The sequence below is a fragment of the Ruoffia tabacinasalis genome, assembly GCF_042652985.1.
Classification (GTDB): Bacteria; Bacillota; Bacilli; order Lactobacillales; family Aerococcaceae; genus Ruoffia; species Ruoffia tabacinasalis.
This window is the reverse complement of record NZ_JBHSHQ010000041.1, coordinates 24,030-46,654: the sequence shown is the minus strand read 5'-3', so window position 1 is coordinate 46,654 and position 22,625 is coordinate 24,030. Positions and strand designations below refer to the sequence as shown.

Here is a 22,625-nt window from a genome sequence, read left to right as displayed (position 1 = left end):
TAAAAACATTGTACCGCAAAAGGGCTGTTACATGGCCTTTTATCTTTTACACAATTATATGGACTTTATCCTTCGAGGGCTCTTTTCTTTTTAAAATAATGTTTCTACCTCTTAAGTACAATTTTAATGAAATACAGAACAAAAATGAACAAATAAAAAAGCTAAGAAAAGCTTATTAAAGCCATTCTTAGCAGAAATGTTATCTAACGCGCTCTTGAATACGAGCTGCTTTACCAGATAATTTACGGATATAGTATAATTTAGCACGACGTACTTTACCTTGACGTAGTACTTCGATTTTTTGTACGCGAGGTGTATGTACAGGGAATGTACGTTCAACACCAACACCGTTAGAAATCTTACGAACTGTGTAAGTTTCAGAGATGCCTTGTCCACGACGTTTAATAACTAATCCTTCAAAAAGTTGAACACGTTCACGTTCTCCCTCAACGATTAACGCATGAACACGTACTGTATCTCCAGGACGGAAATCAGGAATGTCGTTACGTAATTGAGCTGAAGTAATTTTTGCAATAATTGGATTAATACTCATTTTATCTTTCTCCTTCCAACAAATAATCTTAAATAGTCATTCTACTTAGCGGATTATAGTTAATTCGGGGCCCAATGGCCACTTGTAACATTATACCTAAAATAAGAAGCTTGTAAAGGGATTTTTTTACTTTTTTTATTTATCCGACACGATTATAGAAACGACGTTCAATCCAACCAAGAATGACGTCAGTTAATATAGCCATTAATGCCGTTGGGATTGCTCCAGCAAGAATGATGGCTCCACCGTCAGTTGCATTAGTCCCGCGAATAATAATATCACCTAAACCACCGGCACCAATGAAAGCACCAATCGCTGTAATACCAATTCCCACTACAAGAGCGTTACGAATACCGGCCATAATAACTGACATAGAAAGTGGTAATTCAACATCTTTAAGACGTTGCCATCTTGTCATTCCAATACCCTTCGCTGCATCTAGAACATCTGCATCCAGTGTAATCATACCTGTATACGTATTCTTGATAATTGGAAGTAGTGAATATAGGAAGATCGTTACAATAACTGTGTTTACTCCTAAACCAACCGCTAACATTATAATTGACATCATTGCTAGTGACGGAATGGTTTGTAATACATTCGCCACACCAATAACCCACGTACTCATCTTTCTATTGTGTGCAATCCAAATTCCAATCGGAATTCCAACAATTGAAGCGAATATTACTCCATAAATAGAGATTAAGAAATGACGCCAAAATTGTCCAAGTACATATGATCCGTTCATCGAGAAATAGTAGATAAACTGTTCAAATAAATTCATACTATCCATTATGGCTGCTCCTCTCTAAAGTAATTATTCTCTTCTAAAAACTGTTGTGCAACAACTGATGGCTCAAGAAGATTATCATCTGCTTCAAAGTTTAATTGTTGCATCAATTCTGTATCTATCTTACCAACGAGTCTTTGTAGGAGTGGATCCAAATCAGGATACTCTTCTAAGATCTCAAAGGTCGAGCGAACTGATCCCTCATAAGGCGGGAAGAAACCTAGATCATCTTCTAATACAACTAAGTTATTACTTAAAACACGCCCGTCCGTCGAGTAACCTAAGACAACGTCCATGTCACCCGAAGATACAGCATCATATACCAATCCAATTTGCATTGGGAATGTCTCACCAAAAGAGAAGCCATATGCCTCTTGGAAAGCTGGGTACCCGTCACCTTCACGAATTAGCCAAGTTTGGTCAAAACCAGCTCTTAGTTCACCTGAAAGTTCTTCCAGATCACTCACTGTTTCTAACCCTTCGCTCTCAGCTAATTCTTCTGTTACCATAAAAGCATATGTATTTTCAAAGCCCATGGTGTCATAATATTTATGTTCAAAATCTTCCGCGAATCTTTCTTGTAAGTAAGCCATCGTAGTATCCGCATCATAAGATGCTGTTTCATCGAAAATAGCTACAATATCTGTCCCAGTATACGTTGGTGATAGTATATCAGCGTCCCCATTTACTAAAGCTTGATGTCCTACAATACCGGTACCTAAATTACTAATTAACTCAACACTATAATCTGTTTCTTCTTCAATTAATTGTTGGACCATTGAAGAAATAATTTGACCTTCCGTTGAATTCAATCCCGCTACTCTGATTGTTTCTCCACCAATTCCTCCACCAAGACCTGGCAAAGCACATCCCGCAAGGAAAAAGACTGATAGAGCTAATACAATCACTTTATGTATTCTATTCTTTATCATATGAATCCCCCCTACTTGGCTGCAGATACTTCAGGTGTAAAGTAAACTTCTACTTTACCGAGAAGATAATCTGCTAAAAGTGCCATAATTGTCACAGGGATTGTTCCAGCAAAGATTAAATCTGATTGATACAGAGAAATACCACTTAAGATAAAGTCCCCTAAACCACCTGCACCAATATAAGATGCTAAAGATGTCCAAGCAATAACATATACGGCTGATAAGCGAATACCAGCCATTATCACAGGCATTGCTAAGGGTAACTCAACCTTCATAATTGATTGAAAAGCAGTCATTCCCATTCCTTTAGCCGCATCTTTGGCTGTTGGACTTACATCATTCATTCCAATATACGTATTACGTAATATTGGTAACAATGAATAGATAAACAGGGCGATAATTGCTGGAAAACGCCCAATCCCAATGAGTGGAATCATCAGAGCAAGCAGTGCTAATGTCGGCACCGTTTGAAAGATACTTGCAACACCAATGATGAAGTTCGCTGCTTTAGGTGTTCGAGTAATTAAGATACCTAAAGGTACAGCCACAATGATCCCTAGTAATAAAGAAATAAAAGAAATATACAAATGTTCAAACATAAGCGTGACTAACTGACTCCCATTTTCTTGTAAAAATGTTATCATAGCACACGTTCACCATCTTCTTCATTGAAAGCTGGCGGAATAACAATACCGTCTCCTTCGATATCATCATCTTTTTCAATAGCATTCTCAGGTGCTACATCAGAAAGTGATTCGTACTCTCCCCAAATCGCATCATAAATAATGTTAACGAAAGTAGCTCGTGTAACAATTCCTTTAAGGTGACCTACCTCATTCACAATTGGCACATATGAGTATCCTCGTTTTAAGATTAAATCAACGGATTCACGTACTAAAGCATCTTCTCTAAGTGAGAACATATCTGAACTCGTAATATCCGCTAAGTTAATTGCTGTATTAAAATGTCTTTGGATCATATGGATATCAACAAAACCTTTTAACACGTTATTCTCATCAGTAATTAGAAGTGTATCCACGGATTGCTCTTTCATTAATTCTAAAGCATCCATCAGTGACTTATCTTCAATCATTGCAACGTGGCGCTTACTCATAATCTCGCCAACTTTAGTTGTATCTTGTTGAGCTTGAATTAAGCGGTCTTGACCAATAAATTGAGCAACGAACTCATTCGCTGGATTACTTAAAATCTCATCTGGCGTTCCGACTTGCACTATTTCACCTTTACTCATAATAACAATACGAGTCGCTAACTTCAGCGCTTCGTCCATATCATGCGTTACAAAGACAAAGGTCTTTCCTAATTCTTCTTGCAATTCTTTAACCATAACTTGCAGTGTATCTCTCGTTAATGGGTCAAGCGCTCCAAATGGCTCATCCATTAAAATGATATCTTGTTCTGCAGCTAGTGCTCTGACAACCCCAATACGTTGTTGTTGACCTCCAGATAGTTCTGATGGATAACGATCTAGAAACTCTTCTGGTAATTCAGCTAGTTTAATCATGCGTTTTGCTGTTTCATCAAGTTTAGCTTGATCCCATTTTAACAATTTTGGTACCATTAAAATATTATCTTTAACCGTCATATGTGGCATTAGACCAATGTTTTGAATAACATACCCAATTTGTCTTCTTAATTTAACTGGGTTCATATCCATAATATTCTCACCATCGATTAAAATTTCACCATCTGAAGGTTCAATCATACGGTTAATCATTCGCATCGAAGTTGTTTTACCCGATCCTGATGTACCTATGAAACAAATAAACTCTCCATCTTCAATCTTTAAGTTAAAATCATCAACAGCTAATACGTCACTAGCGTAACGTTTTGATACGTTTTTGAATTCAATCACAACTTTATTCTCCTCCTCGTTTTTTCGCAATTTTCACAATACCATTATTATAAAAAATATCAAGAAATATAGTTTAATTCGATTGATTTGTCGCGTTTGTCAATGTCTCTCATTAAATACTAAGATTATTTTTTTGAGTAAATTAAAACCTACTCACTCTCAAATTCTTTAACCCATTCACGCTCTTTGTCAGTTAATTCAGCTTTTTCTAATAAATCTGGTCGGTTATTAAAAGTTCTTCTAATCGCTTCTTTATGTTGCCATAATTCAATATTACTATGATGCCCGCTAAATAGCACGTCTGGGACACTTTTCCCTCTAAATTCTCTCGGTCTTGTGTATTGTGGATGCTCTAATAGATTTCTCTGATGAGACTCTTCCACAATTGAATGTGCATTTCCAACCACTTCTGGAATGAGGCGAACAGTTGAATCTATCATAACCATTGTAGGCAGTTCACCATTCGTTAATACATAATCTCCGATGGACACTTCATCCGTAATATAATCACGAATTCGGTGATCAAAGCCTTCATAGTGTCCACAAATAAATACTAAATGTTCTTCTTGCGACCACTCTTGTGCTAAATCTTGGCTAAAAGGTTTCCCAGCCGGATCCATTAAAATAACCCGAGACTTCTCAGTCATCTCCAGTTCCTCTAATGTATCTACAATGGGTTCCACCCGCAATAGCATACCTGCTCCCCCACCATAAGGATAATCATCAACATGACCATGCTTATTGACCGGGTTACGTCGGAAATTGTGGGTCTCAAATGATAAGACACCTTCCTCTTGAGCTTGTTTCATTATTGAGTGTTCCATTGGAGCAAACATTTCGGGAAATAAAGTTAATACATCAATTCTCATCGTCAATTAACCCTTCCATCAATTCAATTACAACGAAACCTTCATCAACATTAACTTCCTTTACAACATCTTCGATAAAAGGAATTAAAGCATCAGACAGTTTTGGTTTATTTTGTTTAATTACCCAAACGTCATTCGAACCTAAACTTAAGATGTCTTTAATCACACCTAATTCTTCTTTTTCAGTTGTGATTACTTTTAAACCAATAATTTCATGAAAGTAAAACTCATGATCATCCAACTCTTGTTGTTGGTCTTGGTCAATGGCTAACCACATCGTCTTGAATTTTTCGACATCATTAATATTATTAAACTCTTCGAAACTTACAATATAAGTCCCTTTACTTAACTTAGCATTTTTGACTGTTACTTTTTGAACGGGACGATCATTATCTAAAATCGTTAAAACCTCGCCAGCAGCAAATCGTTCTTCCGGAAAATCAGTATCCGCAATCACTTTAATTTCTCCTCGAATGCCAAATGTATTTACAATTCTTCCTATACGAAAATATTCCATAGTTTATTTCCTTTCACACTACATTATATACTTTGCTCTTAAAGCTACCTTACTACTTTTATTATATATAAATTTTCACCAAACAAAAAGTGCTAAGTAGAAACAAATGAATTTGTCTCTACTTAGCACTTTAAAACTTATTCGCTATCACCGTCAGCAATGACAATGCGAGCTCTTTTAGAACCGCGTTGACGAATGCTATAAATGATTGTACGTATTGCTCTCACAACACGCCCTTTTCTGCCAATGACACGTCCGATATCATCCGGATGTAAATTAAGATGATACTCTATAAAATCTTCTGTTTCAACAATATCGACAGAAAATTCATTAGGATTGTCAATAAGTGGTTCAACAATTGTTTTTATCAAAGCTTCAATATCTGGCATTTTTATCATCCTTTATTGTGATACTAAACTTATCAAACATGCCTTATTTAGCTTGTTTTGACTCGTGGAATTTTTGCATGATTCCTTGAGTAGATAATAAGTTGCGAACAGTGTCAGATGGTTGAGCACCATCACTTAACCATTTTAACGCTAACTCTTCGTTGATTTCTAATTGTTTTGGTTCTTGAACTGGATTATAAGTTCCAATTTGTTCAATAATACGTCCATCACGTGGAGCACGTGCGTCCGCTACTACAATACGGTAGAATGGGTTTCTTTTAGAACCCATACGTTTCATACGAATTTTAACTGCCATGTAAGTCACCTCCATTAATTAATCTCACAGTTAAGTATATTATCAGATAATATCACCCCTGTAAAGTGTTTTTCCTTTACAGGTTGAATTTTTTTTATTAATTTTTGCTTATCAGCTATAAATGTTTTTATATCAAGGTTTTAAATTTAAATAAAAAAGCAAAAGTTCACTATCTTTAAGTGAACTTTTGCTTTATTTAGAAATTAACGACGTTTTTTCTTCATTTTTTTCAAGCGACGTTGTAATTCTTTTTCTTTTTGTTGTTTCTCTTTTTGTTCAGGTGACATAAAGTCAGAATCGTTCATTTGTGGCATTCCTGGCATATTTGGCATGCCTCCACCACCATTTTGTTTCATCTGATTCATCATTTTCTTCATATTACCCATCTTACCATTCGAAGCTGAACTCATCATTTGACGTGTTTGGTTGAATTGCTTAATTAATTGGTTCACGGCTTGAAGCTCTTGCCCCGCACCGGCAGCAATTCTTTTACGTCGACTTTGTGAGATAATATCTGGATTTGTACGCTCTTGAGGTGTCATTGACATCACAATGGCTTTGACACGCGCCATATCTTTTTCAGATACATCGAAGTCTTCTACACCTGGTAATTTATTCAAACCTGGAATCATCTTGATGATATCTTTGATTGAACCCATTTTGTTTACTTGATCCATTTGAGCAATGAAATCATTAAAGTCAAAGGAAGCATCTTTGATTTTGTCAGCCATTTTCTGAGCTTCGTCTTCATCAAAATCTTGTTGTGCTTTCTCAATCAGCGTCATCATATCCCCCATACCTAGGATACGACTCGACATACGGTCTGGATAGAATGGTTCTAAGGCGTCTAATTTCTCACCTTGACCTGTAAATTTAATAGGTTTATCGGTAATTGAACGAATCGATAGTGCCGCTCCACCACGAGTATCACCATCGAGTTTTGTAATTACAACCCCTGTTATATCAAGTGACTCATTGAAAGATTGCGCAACGTTTACCGCATCTTGTCCGGTCATAGCATCAACAGTTAGTAAAATCTCTTGCGGATTTGCGACTGCTTTAATATTACGTAATTCAGCCATTAATTCTTCGTTGACGTGTAAACGACCCGCCGTATCAATGATAACGACTTCGTTCCCTTGTAGTCTTGCTTGGTTTAATGCTGCTTCAGCAATTCTTACTGGATCCGCATCTGTTCCTTCACTATAAACATCAAAACCTAATTGTTGACCAATGGTTTGTAATTGTTCAATCGCTGCTGGACGGTAAACGTCGGCAGCAACTAATAATGGGCGCTTTTTATTTTCTTTTTCAGAAATATATTTAGCTAATTTACCTACCGTTGTCGTCTTACCAGCACCTTGTAAACCAGCCATCATAATAACTGTTGGTGGTTGCGCTGAGAAGTTTAATGGAACGAGTTCCCCACCCATTAAGGCTGTTAATTCTTCATCAACAATTTTTAACACTTGTTGCGCTGGAGATAATGATTTTAATACATCGGAACCTAATGCTCTTTCATTCACACTCTTAACGAATGTTTTTACTACTTGAAAGTTAACATCGGCCTCAAGTAAAGCAAGTCTTATCTCACGCATCATTTGTTTCAGGTCGGCTTCGGTGATTGTCCCTCCCGAACTAACCTGGCTAATCGCACCTTGTAGGCGCTCTGAAAGTCCTTCAAAAGCCATATTATTACCCCTCTATTTCTTAATCTTCTATTTGAATTAATTTTTCTATGACTGAATGAGCTTCTTTGTCTGTTAATAACTCACTCAATGTATTTAATAATTGCATACGTTCTTCACGTTTCTCATTTAAACGGAGTGTTTTTTCATATTCTAGCAAGGATTTCTCTCCACGCTTAATATTATCATGAACGCCTTGACGACTAATATCGAAATGTTCGGCGATTTCACTTAAAGATAAGTCTTCTTCATAATAAAATGACAACATATCTTGTTGTTTCTCTGTCAACAGAGCTTTATAAAATGAGAACAATTGACCAATATAAATCGTTTTTTCTAACGACATTCTATTCACCTATTCTTCAGGATACTCAATATAAATAGCTAATCGATCCGCTAAATCCTTGGGTGTTACATGCTCCAATACTTCAGCAAATTCGTGTACTTCTTCTTTCGTGTATCCTAACCTATTTTGTAAGAAATATTCCCATATTTCGTGTTTTCTCACCATTTCTTGAGCCATTAGATGACCTTTTGGTGTTAATGCACTACCGCGGTAGCGTTCGTTAATTACTAGGCCTTCTTTAGCCAATTTATTAATCATTTCACTCACGGAGGCTGGAGAAACCTCTAATCCCTCAGCTATTGTTTTATTAGAGATGGATTCATCTCCTGCATGTTCATATATAAACTTTACATAGTCCTCGCGACTCTGTGACATTGACATCACCCCAATGATTTTTTTGCCAATCCTAATTTTACCATGTTTTCCCTTTAGCCTCAAATTTATTTAAACTTTTCGGTTGACTTTAGGTGCGCCTAACATTATAATTCAATTAACATTTAGGTGCGCCTAAAAATTAGTGTTTGGAGGTTTGAAATGAAAAAATATATTAAATACATCATGACTCTATTTATGGGCATCATTTTGTTATTCACTTATGTAACGCCCATCGGTCATGCTCAAGCAGATAAAGAAAAAATTACAGTCACAACGACTTTTTTAGTTGATATTGTAGAACAACTCGCCCCAGAAACGTTTGAGGTTGTTTCAATTGTCCCTGCTGGTGGTGACCCGCATACGTATACAGCAACGGCTAGAAATTTAAAAGACATTACTGAATCTGACCTCGTGTTATTTCATGGTTTGCATTTTGAGGCACAGATGGCAGAAGTTTTAGATGCACTGCCACATACAAGTTCTGTGACAGCGGAGTTTAATAATGACCAGCTAATCTCAATTTCTGAGGATTCTCAAGAAGTCGATCCGCATTATTGGTTCGATATAGATTTATATAAACAATCTGTTCTAACAACTCAACAAGCTTTAGTTGAAATTTACCCTGAGTATAAAGAATTAGTAAATGAAAATACAGAAAGATATATAGAAGAATTAGAGGCTTTAAATCAATGGATCCATGAAAAAGTTGCAGAATTACCTGTGGAACAACGGATTCTTGTGACTCCACACGATGCCTTTGCATACTTTGCCCAGGCTTATGACTTCACAGTATATGCTCCTCAAGGAATCAGTACTGAATCTGAAGTCTCTAATGACGCAATCATTAAAACGGTTAAGTTTATTGTCGACAACGATGTGCCAGCCATATTCTTAGATACAACGTCTAACCCGCAAGCGATGGAAAAGCTTCAAGAAGGAGTCAACCAACAGGATGCAGAGGTTGTCGTTGTGGGTGGTGAAGGTCAAGAATTGTTCTCAGACTCTTTAGCTGCAACTGGTCAGTCGAACGATAATTACATTGAGATGTATAAACATAATGTGTCATTAATCGTTGATCATTTAATTCGTTAATTATAATTTAAAAGGAGTGATTCATATGAATTCAATTATTACGATCGAAAACTTATCGGTGAGATATCAACAAACTCTTGCCCTAAACAATATTACATTACAAGTTCCGGAAAATGTTCGCATGGCTATCATCGGCCCGAATGGTGCTGGTAAATCAACTTTTATAAAGGCCATTCTTAATTTAATACCCGCTAAACAACATAAGCTAAGCTTTTTCAATGACCTTACATTGAAACAAGCACGCTCTAAAATCGCTTATGTCCCCCAGACTTCAGAAGTTAACTGGCATTTCCCAACAACTGTCAAAGACGTTGTGACGATGGGAGTGAGCTCAAATCGTTGGGGCTTTCAATCTGTGAGTGAAGAGCAAAAAAATGTTGTTTCTCAAGCACTCGAAGCAATGGAACTCACTGATCTTTCGAATCGTCAAATCAGTCAATTATCTGGAGGTCAAAAACAAAGAGTCTTTATTGCACGTGCCATTGCACAAGACGCTGATTTGTATTTTTTTGATGAGCCGCTTGCTGGTGTCGACATGAAATCTGAAGCCATTATTATGGCGCAATTAAAAGAATTTCAGGACGCAGGAAAGACTAGTTTGACTGTTCACCATGACTTAAATTCAGTGCCTGATAATTTTGATTATGTGTTGTTCCTCAATAAAGAGGTTATCGCAACAGGTCCAACGGTAGATGTATTTACGCGAGAAAATATTGATAAAGCTTATTTAAATCAGTCTCAGCAAAATAATGTTGAACCGAGTTCAAATCAAGCGGGCTTACATATTCTAGGAGCTGATCAACATGTTTGATATCTCTTTTGATTATTTCTTCTGGGTTGTCGCACTTGGAACCATGGCACTCGGCTTCGCATCAGGTATTATCGGTACTACGATTGTCTTAGAAGGCCAAAGTCAATTGGGTGATGCGATTGGGCATTCAGTATACCCTGGAGTAATTATTGCTTTTATGTTATTTCAAACGAGAAATTCTCTCGTGTTACTGTTAGGTGCCATTGTTGTTGGTTATATAGCCTTTGTTCTAATTAACTGGATTCACAAATATAGCCATTTTGCTTATGAAAGTGTCCTGGCACTTGTACTTTCGTCCTTTTTCAGCTTAGGTTTAATGCTTTACCGAATTGTACAAACGAATCCCAAATTCCAATCAGTGAATTTCTCTGGTTTGGATAATTATATTATGGGACAAGCCGCTTTTTTAACGCAATTTGATGTGAATGTTATTTTGATTGTTGCTGTTATCATCGCCCTTATATTTTGGCTTTATTATCCAAAGATTAAAATATATTTGTTCGATAAAACTTTTGCTGAAACCATTGGCATTAATACGAAATTTATCAATTATATCTTATTAACGTTAAGTTTATTAGCCATTGTCATTGGTTTACAAGCTGTTGGGACAAAGTTAATTAGTAGCATGTTAGTCGCTCCCGTCGTTGGGGCAATGCAATGGACAAATAACTATCCTAAAACTATCTTTTTATCAGGCTTTTTTGGCTTATTTGCTGGTTTTATGGGGACTTTACTTAGTACAAATATTTCTGATTTGGCGACAGGACCAACCATTGTAGTTGTATTGTCAGGTATCGCTTTAGTATCTGTCTTCATCGGGCCTAAAGGCTTGCTAGGCTCTTATGTTTTACGTAAAAGAGGTGTAGTGTCATGATGATTCAAATTTTATTAATTTTAATTGTTGTTGCTTTAGCTTGTAGTCTATTGGGTTCTCTATTGTTGATGCGTTCGAGTTTAATGGTAGCCGACGCCATTTCTCATACCATTTTATTAGGGATTGTGATTGCTTTTTATTTTACTGAAGATTTATCTTCGCCCTATTTAATTATCGGTGCAACCTTGTTCGGTGTCATTACTGTTATCTTAATTGACTTATTGACAAAGACCGGTCGAATGCAAAACGACGCAGCGATTGGTTTGGTGTTCCCCTTACTATTCTCAATTGCCGTTATTATCATCTCCAAATATTATACAAATGTGCATTTAGACATTGATATGGTCCTTTTAGGTCAAGTCGAACTAGCACCATTACGCCAAGTTGAAATATTCTCATTTCAACTGCCACAGGCATTCTTTATTGGTTTGATTATTTTATTCATTAATCTAGCTTTTATCTTTGTATTCTACAATCCATTGAAAGTTCGTTTGTTTGATGAAACTTTTGCTCGAACTATTGGAATCAACGTTGCTGCACTCGACTTAGTATTGATGTCTTTAGTTTCTCTGACGGCAGTCACTTCCTTTGAAAGTGTTGGGTCTATTCTAGTCATTGCCTTAATGGCAGCGCCTGGGATGACTGCTAGATGTTTTACGAATAAATTTAGCACTTTATTAATCGGTTCAGCTTTTATTGCTATACTTAATTCCGTTCTTGGTTATTATATTGGGATTTATCTCGATACTTCGATATCAAGCATGGTTGCTGTCACAGGCTTTGTAGTCTTTTTACTCGTGTTTTTAGGAACAAATATTATTCTTCCTAAACTCAGACAGCAGAAATTGGCACTTAAATAACTATATAATAGAAAACAAAAATATCCGTGAAGTCGATTTTTGACCTTACGGATATTTTATTAAGCTTGCTTATCTTCAATCACATCACGAACTAAATTATACATATATTGTTCAGGATCAAATTGTTGTAAGTCAGTGGCTTGCTCACCTAATCCAATATATTTAACCGGGATATCTAAATCATAACGAATCGAAAGAACAACCCCACCTTTTGCCGTTCCATCTAATTTCGTTAAAACTAAGCCGGTAATTTCGGTTGCTTCATTAAATTGTTTCGCTTGAATGAGCGCATTTTGACCTGTCGTCGCATCCAATACTAAGAACACTTCTTGAACACCATTTGGATTCTCACGTTCAATGATTCGTTTCATTTTGGCTAACTCTTCCATTAAGTTCGCTTTAGTTTGTAATCTTCCGGCAGTATCTACGAGTAAGTAATCGTAATTCTCTTCATTCGCTCGTTTCACTGCATCAAACACGACTGAAGCTGGATCGCTATTGGCTTTTCCAGTCACGACTGGAATATCTAATCGCTCTCCCCACACATTTAACTGTTCAATGGCACCCGCACGGAAAGTATCTCCAGCGGCCATAATAACTTTTTTGCCTTCTTGTTTTAAGTTATAACCAATTTTACCTACAGAAGTTGTCTTACCAACACCATTTACTCCTACAAATAGAATGACAGTGGGCCCATCAGGATTTGCTTTAATTGCGACCGTTCCCGTTTCATTCTTCTCATAAATGTTCACCATTTGTTCTAGAACAACGCGCTTAACATCCTCAGGACGACTCACATTCTCTTCTTCAATCGCATCACGAATAGCATCCGTTAAGGCAATCGTCATATTGAAACCAACATCTGCACCAATAAAGGCTTCTTCTAAATCTTCATAGAAATCCTCATCAATTTCTCTGAAACTTGTAAACAAGTCCGCAATTCTTTCGGAAAAGTTTTTACGTGTCTTTTCCATACCCTTGTCATACTTATCAAAAACAATCTCGGTGTCTTTTTCTTTCAGTTCTTCTTTAACAACCTGGTCTTCACCGGTAAAAGCACGTTTTATACGATCAAAAATACCCATAATCTCACTCCTTATTTGCTTATATTATAACACTTCTATTACTTAATAAAATGATAGATTGCTTTTGCTACACCGTCATTATCATTTGTATCTGTGATATATGAAGCACTGTCTTTAATCTCTTGAACTGCATTGCCCATCGCAACACCGTAACCTGCCATATCAATCATCGTCTGATCATTATTTTGGTCACCAATGGTCATCATTTCTTCCGGTTTGATATTTAATTGTTTACCTAATTTTTTTAACGCATTCCCTTTATTAACATTGATCTTACCAATTTCTAATTGATAAGGATGTGATAAGACCGTTTGATATTCTTCCAATAATTCTTTATTGATTTTAGGAAGTTGTTCATTTAAATAATCTTCAACTGTACAAATGACGAACTTGTTAAATGTATGATCCGCTTCAAAGTCATGATAATTAACAGTTTTTCTTGGTGCGGGTGTTGTATAAGTCGATTCTTTTCCATCAGGATAAGCTATTGGATCATATACCCATTCAGAATCAATGGGATTTAATGGTAAATTTAATCGTTCGGTTTCTTCATACCAACGTTCTAAATCATTCGTTTCAACAACATCATTGACGACAACTTCTTCAGTGTTCGCTTTAATCACTTGGCTTCCATTAAATACGACTAAATACTCATCGTTGCCATCGAAACCAATATTTTCAGCAAAGTCTTTCATCGCTAAGTACGGTCTTCCCGTACATAAAACGACTTTAATATCTTTTGACTGGGCGTAATGAATAGCATTGATATTCTCTTCTGAAAGAGATTTATCTGTTCTAAGTAACGTTCCATCTAAATCTATAGCAATTAATTTTATCATTGATAACTCCTTTATTCTGATAAAGCTTCTTCCGCTTCACTTAATTTTACTGAGGCTAATTTCGAAATACCTGATCGTTCCATCGTGACACCGTATAGTCGATCAGCACTTTCCATCGTTCCTTTTCTATGTGTAATGACGATGAATTGAGTTTGTTCTCTGAATTCTTTAATATATTCACCGTAACGGTATACATTCGCATCATCTAAAGCTGCCTCTACCTCATCCAATATAACAAATGGAACAGGTTTTACTTCTAGAATAGCGAATAACAAGGCGATGGCTGTTAAAGCACGCTCCCCACCAGACAATAAGGCGAGATTTTGCTTTTTCTTGCCGGGTGGTTGAGCAACGATGTCTACACCGGTTGTTAGGACATCTTTAGGGTTCGTCAACTCAAGTGAGGCTTCACCTCCACCAAATAATCTTCGGAAAGTTTGTTGAAATTTCTCATTAATGAGTTTGAATGTTGCACTAAAACGTCGAGTGACTTCAACATCCATCTCATCCATCGTATCTTTCAATTGCCCCATAGCTGTTAATAAATCTTCTTCTTGTTCCACTAATAATTCATAACGTTCATTTAACTCATCATAGTCTTCAATTGCTTGGAGATTAATCGGTCCTAAATTATTAATGAACTGACGTAATTCTTTAACTACTTTATTGATTTCAGCTGATGATTCAATCGGTTTGGCGATTTTCTTAGCCATCTCGAAGGTCAGTTGATATTCCTGATTTAAATGATTTAAATGGTTATCAATTAAGGCTTGATTTTTTTCAATCTGAGCTTGTAGTTTTGCTTGTGTTTGGAAACTACGTTGACTCTCTGCTTGAGATTTATTGAGTAAACTTTCTTTTTCATTAATCGTTTCACTTAATTCTTGACGATTTTGACGGTCGACTTGAATTTGTTTTTGTAGACTTTCGCTTTCTTTTTCTAATTTAGCAATGTCGTCTAAAGTTTCTTCCAGTTTTTCTTGGAGCTCCTCAATCGACGACAGACCAAATGTCTTACTCGACTCATAATTTGTAATCCAATTATTAACTACCTCATATTGATTCTTTAAATCTGATAAAGTTTGTTTTAATTGCTTAATCTCAACATCCATAACCGCTTTTTGCGTTGATTTATCCTGTCTAAGTTCTTCTAACTCAGCTAATTTCTTCTGACGGGCGTCTTCATCCAGGTTATGTTGTTCTAATATCCGATTTAATTCTTCAATTGAAGATTTTGCTTTCACAAGATTTTGTTCCGCTTGTTCGATTGTATTTCTCGCTTCATCAAGCTCTTCATCGAATTCACGAATGGAGTCTTTTAATATAATCATTTGATTATTTGCTTGTTTGTATGCTTGTTTAGCGTTTTGACTCGTTTGGAATAAACGCTGATAGATGCCTTCTGTTTGGTTCACTTGTTGGCGCTGTTCTTTCAGTTGTTGGTCATTATGTGCTAATTCAGATGATACTTTCTCCCAATCTTGTTCAATATTCTTAAGCTGTTCTCTATATGTCTCATAGGCTTCGCTTGCTTGTTTTATTTCATTTTGGCGTGAGAGCATCGATTGTTGTCTTTGCTTTTGTTGACCCCCGGTGAGTGATCCACCTGGCATTAACACGTCTCCTTCGAGTGTTACGATCTTTACTGAATGCCCTAAAGCTCTCGCAATACTTTGCGCATCTACTAAAGTTTGAGCAACAATTGTATTTCCTAATATGTTCTGGACAATATTCTCGTTTTGCGCATCATAACTGACTAATTCTGAGGCAACGGCGATAAAACCTTGCATTTCTTGCGCTTGAAAAAGTTTGAAACTTTGAATTTGACGTGGTTTAATGTTGGGCCGTGGTAAGAAAGTTGCTCGTCCTGCTCTTTGTTGCTTTAAGTAATTAACCGCTTCACGTGCCGCTTGGTCATTGGCTACAACAATGTGTTGCATTGATCCACCTAAAGCTGTATCGATGGCTAGTTGATACGTTTCTTTAACATTTAATAAATCAGCAACCGTTCCCTCGATTCCGTTTAAACGTTGTGCTTGTTGCATAACCGCACGCACACCTGCATAGTAACCCGTATAATTATCATGCATTTGTTTCAGTGAATTTAATCGTGTTTCAATGGTTTGAGTTTGTCTTTCTTGGTTAAAGAGCAATTGTCTTAACTCATCCCGTTGATTTGATAATTTTTCATTATTCTCACTTAATTCTTGTAATAAAGTTCTTTGTTCACTTTGGCTACCTGTGAATGCCTCTAGTTCTTCTTCAGCTTCTTTGGCTTCTACTTCAAGCTTTGTAAGTTCTTTACGAGTACTGTTCATTTTCTCCACAGCTTGGTCTTTACGTGCTCTTTGTCTTTCTAAGATTGCTTTCTGCTGTTGAATTTCATTGTTTGACTTGGCTTCTAATTGATAATACTCCAACATCTCATTACGTAATTCGTCTTGTTGATTCGCATTCAATCCTTGAGATATTTGGATATCTTTATTGACTTCTTTTAGTTCTGTCATTAATGCTTTCAAATCAGTATCAAAGGTTTGTAATTGCTTTGTATATTCCGTGATGTCTTGGTCAAGTCTCGTCTTTTCAGCCACTTGTTCTTCATAAATATTGGCTTTATCTGCTTGTTCTGTTTCACTATAATGAATATCTTTTTCAATCATCTGTTGTTGCGCTCTTAATTTTTCAATTTGAGACGTTAACTTTTGATATGTATCTGAATTTTGATCAATCGCATTGATTAATTGATTTTGTTTGTTTTTAGATGCATCAATCTCGTTACTAAGTGTTTCATTTTGGGTGATTAAATTATTTAGGGTTACATCGATATTCTTTAATTGTTCCTCAAGTTCTTCCCACCCTGTTTGATAATCTTCGATTTGTTGGGTGTATAGAGAAACTTCTAGCTCTTTTAATTCTTCTTTCTTACTCGTATAAAGAAGCGCCGTCTCTCTTTGTTTTCTTAAAGGATTCAATTGTAATTCGAGTTCATGAATAATGTCTTTAACCCGGCTTAAGTTATCACTCGATTTATCTAAGCGTCTCTCAGCTTCAGTCTTACGATATTGGTACTTTTGAACACCTGCTGCCTCTTCAAATATCGTCCGACGCTCTTCCGGTTTACTTAAAAATATTTGCTCAACTTGTCCTTGGGAAATAATTGAAAAACTATTCTTTCCTAAGCCTGAGTCTAGAAGTAAATCCACAATGTCTCTTAATCTAACTTGCTCATTGTTTATTAAGTATTGACTATCACCATTTCGATTATAACTGCGAGTAATACTGATTTCACTAAAATCATAATCCAAATATCGATCCTCGTTGTTTAAAACTAAAGTCACTTTTGCAATATTCACTGGCTTACGCGCTTGTGTTCCATTAAAGATAACATCTTCCATTCGATTCCCACGTAAACTTTTAGCTGATTGCTCGCCTAATACCCATCTAATCGCTTCCGAAAGATTACTTTTACCACTTCCGTTAGGACCTACGACAGCGGTCATTCCTTCATTAAATTCAATAACTGTTTTGTCAGCGAATGACTTAAAGCCTGTCATCTCTACTCTACTAAGATACATTATGAAACCTCTCCAATTATATGTAGGTAAGCAATTTTCGCTGCTTGAATTTCAGCTTGTTTTTTACTGTTCCCTTTGCCTCGGCTAATTAATTTGTCATCTACAAATAAGCCCATCTCAAATATTTGATTATGATCGGGTCCTTTTTTAGAAATTAAGCGGTATTCAATTAAGACTGTTCCATGTGTTTGAGCTTTTTCTTGGAAAAGTGTCTTGTAATCTAAATTCACTTGTTTAAGTATATCTTGGTGATTTAATAACAATTGCTTGTTTAAAAAGTTAGTTACAACGTCTATACCTTGTTCCAAATACGTTGCACCTAGAAAGGCCTCAAAACAATCCGCTAAGATTGAATCTCGATTATTACCACCACTTGCAGACTCGCCTTTACCTAGTTGAATGTACTCATGAAAGTCGTTCTTTCTTGCTAACAGGGCTAAACTTGGTTCGCGAACTAATTGCGCACGAGTCCTAGACAATGTTCCTTCGGGTTCTTCTGGATAAAAGTTATATAAGTAATCACTCACAATAATTTCTAACACCGCATCGCCAAGAAATTCTAAGCGTTCATTCGACTCTAACAAGTTATGTTTTTGTTCATTGACATAAGATTTATGCATAAAAGCACGTTTAAATAACGCTTCATCTTCTATGTCTATGCCTAATATATTTTCTAAATGTTTTATTAATAAACTCATAGCATCCTCCTACTTTACTCTCTTTCTACCAATGTTGGTAGCTTACAATGCAACACTTATTCTATCATGAAAGCTTAGTGTATACCATCATAGACGTAAAAAAGAACCTCCGAAGAGGTTCTAATCAGAAAGGAATTAAATTTATTGGCTTAATAATTATTCAGCAACTGGCTCTTCAGCTAACAAGTAGATTTCAGACCATTTTAAATCTGATCCAATTGAAGTATCCCAATTACTTACACGGTTATTAACCGCTGTTAATGTATAACGGAATAATGTAGGGATTGCTGGTAATTCTTCCATTGCATATGCTTGCCAGTCATAGAACGCTTGTTGACGGAATTCTTCGTCGAATGAATCATCTGATTCAATTGCAGCTAGTAATTCATCGTTCTCTTCAGTTGCCCAACGAGTATAGTTGAATGCAGCTGTACGACCATATAATCCAGTTGGGTTTGGATCTCCACCAGTTCCCCAAGCTCCTTGGTATACATCGATCGCTGGGTCATCTGCTTCAAGACGCTCGTAGAATGAGTTGAATTCCATTAATTGACCATCAACTAATTCAACATTGATTCCTACTTCACCCCATGCTTGGATGTAGTATTGTGCAATTGGTTCTGCTGTTTCTCCACCTGACATAGAAGCGAAACCTAATGTGAATGCTTCACCATCTGGATCTTCAACAAAGCCGTCTCCATCGTTATCTACGAAACCAGCATCAGCTAAGATTTGAGCTGCTTGTTCTGGATCGTAAGTATATCCTTCTTGGTCTGCATTATGGTAATCAGTAAAGTTTGGTGTAATTAACGTATTAGCATTTTGACGTAAACCATAATAGAAGTTATTAGCGATTGCATCATTATCGATTGCGTAAGCCATCGCTTGACGTAACGCTTTATTCGTTGTTACACGCTCTGGATCAGTTACTACTTCCCCTGCTTCAGCATCCCAAGTTCCGTGTTTGAATCCGATATAAGTATATGCATTCTCTAAGAATCCTACACTTTGGAAGTTAGTTGCATCTGAATATGTATCATATTGGTCTGCTGGTAATGACGCAATATCATAGTTTCCAGCTTTTAATTCTGAAACAATTGTTGTTGGGTTAACAACTTCAAGAACAACTTCATCAATGTTAGGACGACCATCATAGTAATCATCAAAAGCAGAGAATGTAACAGACTCACCTGGTGTAATCGATTCGATTTGGAATGGACCAAATCCAACAGGATTCGTACGTACATATTCACTATCTTCTAATTCAGCTACTGGAACTTCACCTAATAAGTGTTCAGGTTCGATATAACTAGAAATACCCCCACCAGCTTGTAATAATGAGTTATTAAAGTTGTGATATGTAACTGTTAATGTGTAGTCATCCACACGCTCTAATCCTGAAATTTCTTCAGCATCTCCGTTGTGATATTCTTCCATACCTACAACGTTTTGGAAGTCAGTTCCATAACGGATACCCGTATATTCTGGGTCACCGATAACATAATAAGGGAAGATAACATCATCAATTGTAACTTCTTCGCCATCATGCCAAGTTGTTCCTTCTGGAATTGTAATTGTCACTTGTTTGTTTTCTTGATCAAACTCTACATCAGCGAAACCTGAGTTATCAATTGCAAAGTTTTCATCGTATCCATATAAACCAGGGTTAATAAAACTAATAATTGATGAGTCTGGTTGTCCAGTATACAACATATTGTTTAATACTCCTGAGAATGTTGTATCAGATACTAAGGCGTAACGTAAAGTTCCACCTTCGATGGGTTCGCCTTCGTTTTCAGCAGTAGGAGAGAAATCTAAAACATCTCCTTCGCCTTCTTCTTGTGCGTGAACTAGGTTAGCAGCTGGAGCTGCAAATACAGTTGATAAAGTAAGCGCCGTTGTTGCTAGTGCAAATGACTTTTTAAATGATTTTTTCATAAACCTAACCTCCAATTAGTAGTTCTTATTTATATATAATATAATAACTGTTTACAATTAGAATATCAAGGATAATTTTAATTTTATTTTAATCTAATGAATTCGAGTCATCTTAAACCCTTTATATCACTGATTTAACACGGTATGTGAAATTTGAACATTATGATAAATTGTCATTTGAATTGTATGATACCGCTTCATAAACTCTTGTAAATAAGTATAATTTTCTAAAACTAATAATTTGATGATGACAAATTAATGTTAAAGCTTATTTTATCATTATTATATTAGGACAAAAAAAGCACCCAGTCGGGTGCTTTCCAGTACGTTATTAAATTTTTAGCTTATTCAGCAGTTGGTTCTTCAGATAGTAAGTAGATATCTGACCATTTTAAGTCTGAACCAATTTCAGTATCCCATTGGCTTACACGGTTATTAACAGCTGTTAATGTGTAACGGAATAATGTTGGTATCGTTGGAACTTCTTCAATCATGTATGTTTGCCAGTCATAGAATGCTTGTTGACGGAATTCTTCGTCAAATGATTCCTCTGATTCAATCGCAGCTAATAATTCATCATGTTCTTCTGTTGCCCAACGTGTGTAGTTAAATGCAGCTGAACGTCCATATAAACCAGTTGGGTTTGGATCTCCCCCAACGCCAAAGGCAGCTTGGAATACATCGATCGCTGGATCATCTGATTCAAGACGTTCATAGAATGAGTTAAATTCCATTAATTGTCCATCAACGAGTTCAACATTAATACCTACTTGTTGCCAAGATTGGATATAATATTGAGCAATTGGTTCAGCCGTTTCTCCACCTGACATTGAAGCAAAACCTAATGTAAATGGTTCTCCATTAGGATCTTCAACAAAGCCATCACCATCATTATCTACAAATCCTGCATCAGCAAGTAATTGTTGAGAACGTTCTGGATCAAATGTATATCCCTCTTGTTCAGCATTATGATACTCTGTAAAGTTTGGTGTAATGTGTGAATTAGCATTTTGGCGTAATCCATAATAGAATTGAGTTGCAATTGCGTTATTATCAATCGCATAAGCCATTGCTTGACGTAATGCTTTATTTGATGTGACACGTTCTGGATCAGGTACAACTTCACCGTTCTCTTCATCCCATGTCCCTTGTTTGAACCCGATATAAGTAATGGCGTTCTCTAAGAATCCAACAGGAGTAAAGTTCGTTGCATCAGAATATGTTTCATATTGGTCTGCTGGTAATGAAGCAATATCATAGTTTCCAGCTTTTAATTCAGATACGATTGTAGAAGGATTTACTACTTCGATAATCATTTCATCGATGTTAGGACGTCCATCATAATACTCGTCAAATGCAGTTAAAGTCACCGCTTCACCTGGTGTGATCGATTCTACTTTAAATGGTCCGAAACCAACTGGGTTTGTACGAACATATTCGCTATCTTCGAATTCAGCCACTGGTACTTCACCTAGTAGATGTTCTGGTTCGATGTAACTAGAAACACCACCACCAGCTTGAAGCATTGAGTTATTGAATGTATTATACGTTACTGTTAACGTGTAATCATCCACTCGCTCAAGACCTGAAATTTCTTCAGCATCTCCATTGTGGTACTCTTCCATACCAGCAACGTTTTGGAAATCTGATCCGTAACGAATTCCAGTATAATCAGGATTACCAATAACATAGTATGGGAAGATTACATCATCAATTGTAATTTCTTCACCATCATGCCATGTATGTCCTTCTGGAATAGTAATCGTTACTTGGCTGTTCTCTGGATCCATTTCGATATCAGCAAATCCTGAATTATCAATCGTGAAGTTCTCATCATATCCATATAGTCCTGGATTAAAGAAACTAATAATTTCACCATCTGGTTGACCAGTATATAACATGTTGTTAAGAACTCCAGAAAATGTACTATCTGATACTAAAGCGTAATTTAAAGTACCACCTTCGATAGGTTCACCTTCATTTTGTACTAAAGTTTCAAACTCTAATACCCCATCTTCTCCTTCTTCTTGAGCTGAGACTAACTGCGTCGTAGGCCCTACTAAAGTCGAAGCAAATGTCATAGCTAAAGTTGTTAGCGAAACATATTTTTTAAACGATTTTTTCATTAAAATCCTCCTATGAAATAATTTCCCTAGCATTAGAATAAATAAAAAAAATTATACAATTTTAATGCAAGCGGTA

22 protein-coding genes are annotated in these 22,625 nt (G+C 36.3%); 4 read left to right on the top strand and 18 right to left on the bottom strand.

The genetic code is table 11. From position 1 onward, the window contains the following. Positions 1 to 199: 199 nt before the first annotated feature. The 12 genes from rplS to ACFO5Y_RS07000 all read right to left on the bottom strand — a co-directional run bounded on the left by rplS (position 200) and on the right by ACFO5Y_RS07000 (position 8,651). Positions 200 to 553 carry a 50S ribosomal protein L19 gene (rplS, locus tag ACFO5Y_RS07055; RefSeq protein WP_138405506.1) on the bottom strand — a complete coding sequence of 118 codons (354 nt, stop codon included), beginning with the start codon at positions 551 to 553 and terminating at the stop codon, positions 200 to 202. 139 nt (positions 554 to 692) lie between these two features. Beyond that, positions 693 to 1,346: an ABC transporter permease gene (locus ACFO5Y_RS07050; RefSeq protein WP_269434932.1), complete on the bottom strand. Its 654-nt coding sequence runs from the start codon at positions 1,344 to 1,346 to the stop codon at positions 693 to 695. Next, a complete protein-coding gene (locus tag ACFO5Y_RS07045; RefSeq protein WP_197104843.1) occupies positions 1,346 to 2,275 on the bottom strand; it encodes an osmoprotectant ABC transporter substrate-binding protein in 930 nt (309 codons plus the stop codon). The genes ACFO5Y_RS07050 and ACFO5Y_RS07045 overlap by 1 nt, the downstream gene beginning before the upstream one ends. Positions 2,276 to 2,286: 11 nt before the next feature. Continuing rightward, positions 2,287 to 2,919 carry an ABC transporter permease gene (locus ACFO5Y_RS07040; RefSeq protein WP_197104844.1) on the bottom strand — a complete coding sequence of 211 codons (633 nt, stop codon included), beginning with the start codon at positions 2,917 to 2,919 and terminating at the stop codon, positions 2,287 to 2,289. Continuing rightward, a complete protein-coding gene (locus ACFO5Y_RS07035; RefSeq protein WP_197104845.1) occupies positions 2,916 to 4,151 on the bottom strand; it encodes an ABC transporter ATP-binding protein in 1,236 nt (411 codons plus the stop codon). The genes ACFO5Y_RS07040 and ACFO5Y_RS07035 overlap by 4 nt, the downstream gene beginning before the upstream one ends. A gap of 149 nt (positions 4,152 to 4,300) precedes the next feature. Next, positions 4,301 to 5,020, bottom strand: a complete 720-nt coding sequence (trmD, locus tag ACFO5Y_RS07030) for a tRNA (guanosine(37)-N1)-methyltransferase TrmD (RefSeq protein WP_197104879.1) — start codon at positions 5,018 to 5,020, stop codon at positions 4,301 to 4,303. Next, positions 5,010 to 5,537, bottom strand: a complete 528-nt coding sequence (rimM, locus tag ACFO5Y_RS07025) for a ribosome maturation factor RimM (protein WP_197104846.1) — start codon at positions 5,535 to 5,537, stop codon at positions 5,010 to 5,012. The genes trmD and rimM overlap by 11 nt, the downstream gene beginning before the upstream one ends. Before the next feature lie 137 nt (positions 5,538 to 5,674). Next, positions 5,675 to 5,926 carry a KH domain-containing protein gene (locus ACFO5Y_RS07020; protein ID WP_171031390.1) on the bottom strand — a complete coding sequence of 84 codons (252 nt, stop codon included), beginning with the start codon at positions 5,924 to 5,926 and terminating at the stop codon, positions 5,675 to 5,677. 43 nt (positions 5,927 to 5,969) lie between these two features. After that, a complete protein-coding gene (gene rpsP / locus ACFO5Y_RS07015; protein ID WP_138405513.1) occupies positions 5,970 to 6,242 on the bottom strand; it encodes a 30S ribosomal protein S16 in 273 nt (90 codons plus the stop codon). A gap of 203 nt (positions 6,243 to 6,445) precedes the next feature. Further along, entirely contained in the window at positions 6,446 to 7,933 is a 1,488-nt protein-coding gene (ffh, locus tag ACFO5Y_RS07010) for a signal recognition particle protein (RefSeq protein ID WP_197104847.1), read from the bottom strand. 19 nt (positions 7,934 to 7,952) lie between these two features. Continuing rightward, complete coding sequence (ylxM, locus tag ACFO5Y_RS07005; protein ID WP_197104848.1) at positions 7,953 to 8,276, bottom strand: YlxM family DNA-binding protein; 324 nt, start codon at positions 8,274 to 8,276, stop codon at positions 7,953 to 7,955. A gap of 9 nt (positions 8,277 to 8,285) precedes the next feature. Continuing rightward, a complete protein-coding gene (locus ACFO5Y_RS07000; RefSeq protein WP_197104849.1) occupies positions 8,286 to 8,651 on the bottom strand; it encodes a metal-dependent transcriptional regulator in 366 nt (121 codons plus the stop codon). Between the two features lie 159 nt (positions 8,652 to 8,810). Here ACFO5Y_RS07000 and ACFO5Y_RS06995 point away from each other — a divergent pair, with 159 nt between their 5' ends. Genes ACFO5Y_RS06995 through ACFO5Y_RS06980 form a run of 4 tightly spaced genes read left to right on the top strand, consistent with a single transcriptional unit; the run spans position 8,811 to position 12,288 of the window. Beyond that, a complete protein-coding gene (locus tag ACFO5Y_RS06995; RefSeq protein WP_197104850.1) occupies positions 8,811 to 9,743 on the top strand; it encodes a metal ABC transporter solute-binding protein, Zn/Mn family in 933 nt (310 codons plus the stop codon). A 25-nt stretch (positions 9,744 to 9,768) separates the two neighbouring features. After that, the gene (locus ACFO5Y_RS06990) at positions 9,769 to 10,554 is read left to right on the top strand and encodes a metal ABC transporter ATP-binding protein (protein ID WP_197104851.1); all 786 of its coding nucleotides are present in this window, start codon (positions 9,769 to 9,771) and stop codon (positions 10,552 to 10,554) included. Continuing rightward, entirely contained in the window at positions 10,547 to 11,428 is an 882-nt protein-coding gene (locus ACFO5Y_RS06985) for a metal ABC transporter permease (protein WP_197104852.1), read from the top strand. Before ACFO5Y_RS06990 ends, ACFO5Y_RS06985 begins: the two co-directional genes overlap by 8 nt. Then, positions 11,425 to 12,288: a metal ABC transporter permease gene (locus tag ACFO5Y_RS06980; protein ID WP_231606920.1), complete on the top strand. Its 864-nt coding sequence runs from the start codon at positions 11,425 to 11,427 to the stop codon at positions 12,286 to 12,288. Before ACFO5Y_RS06985 ends, ACFO5Y_RS06980 begins: the two co-directional genes overlap by 4 nt. A 59-nt stretch (positions 12,289 to 12,347) precedes the next feature. Here the strand turns inward: ACFO5Y_RS06980 and ftsY are convergent, their stop codons facing one another. From ftsY to ACFO5Y_RS06950, 6 genes are all read right to left on the bottom strand, one after another. Next, positions 12,348 to 13,373: a signal recognition particle-docking protein FtsY gene (ftsY, locus tag ACFO5Y_RS06975; protein WP_197104853.1), complete on the bottom strand. Its 1,026-nt coding sequence runs from the start codon at positions 13,371 to 13,373 to the stop codon at positions 12,348 to 12,350. 38 nt (positions 13,374 to 13,411) lie between these two features. Further along, positions 13,412 to 14,212: a Cof-type HAD-IIB family hydrolase gene (locus tag ACFO5Y_RS06970; RefSeq protein ID WP_197104854.1), complete on the bottom strand. Its 801-nt coding sequence runs from the start codon at positions 14,210 to 14,212 to the stop codon at positions 13,412 to 13,414. An 11-nt stretch (positions 14,213 to 14,223) separates the two neighbouring features. Continuing rightward, a complete protein-coding gene (gene smc, locus ACFO5Y_RS06965; RefSeq protein ID WP_197104855.1) occupies positions 14,224 to 17,787 on the bottom strand; it encodes a chromosome segregation protein SMC in 3,564 nt (1,187 codons plus the stop codon). Beyond that, the gene (rnc, locus tag ACFO5Y_RS06960; protein WP_197104856.1) at positions 17,787 to 18,485 is read right to left on the bottom strand and encodes a ribonuclease III; all 699 of its coding nucleotides are present in this window, start codon (positions 18,483 to 18,485) and stop codon (positions 17,787 to 17,789) included. The genes smc and rnc overlap by 1 nt, the downstream gene beginning before the upstream one ends. Before the next feature lie 156 nt (positions 18,486 to 18,641). After that, entirely contained in the window at positions 18,642 to 20,423 is a 1,782-nt protein-coding gene (locus ACFO5Y_RS06955) for an oligopeptide ABC transporter substrate-binding protein (protein WP_197104857.1), read from the bottom strand. A gap of 344 nt (positions 20,424 to 20,767) precedes the next feature. Further along, the gene (locus ACFO5Y_RS06950; protein ID WP_197104858.1) at positions 20,768 to 22,549 is read right to left on the bottom strand and encodes an oligopeptide ABC transporter substrate-binding protein; all 1,782 of its coding nucleotides are present in this window, start codon (positions 22,547 to 22,549) and stop codon (positions 20,768 to 20,770) included. Between the last annotated feature and the right edge of the window lie 76 nt (positions 22,550 to 22,625).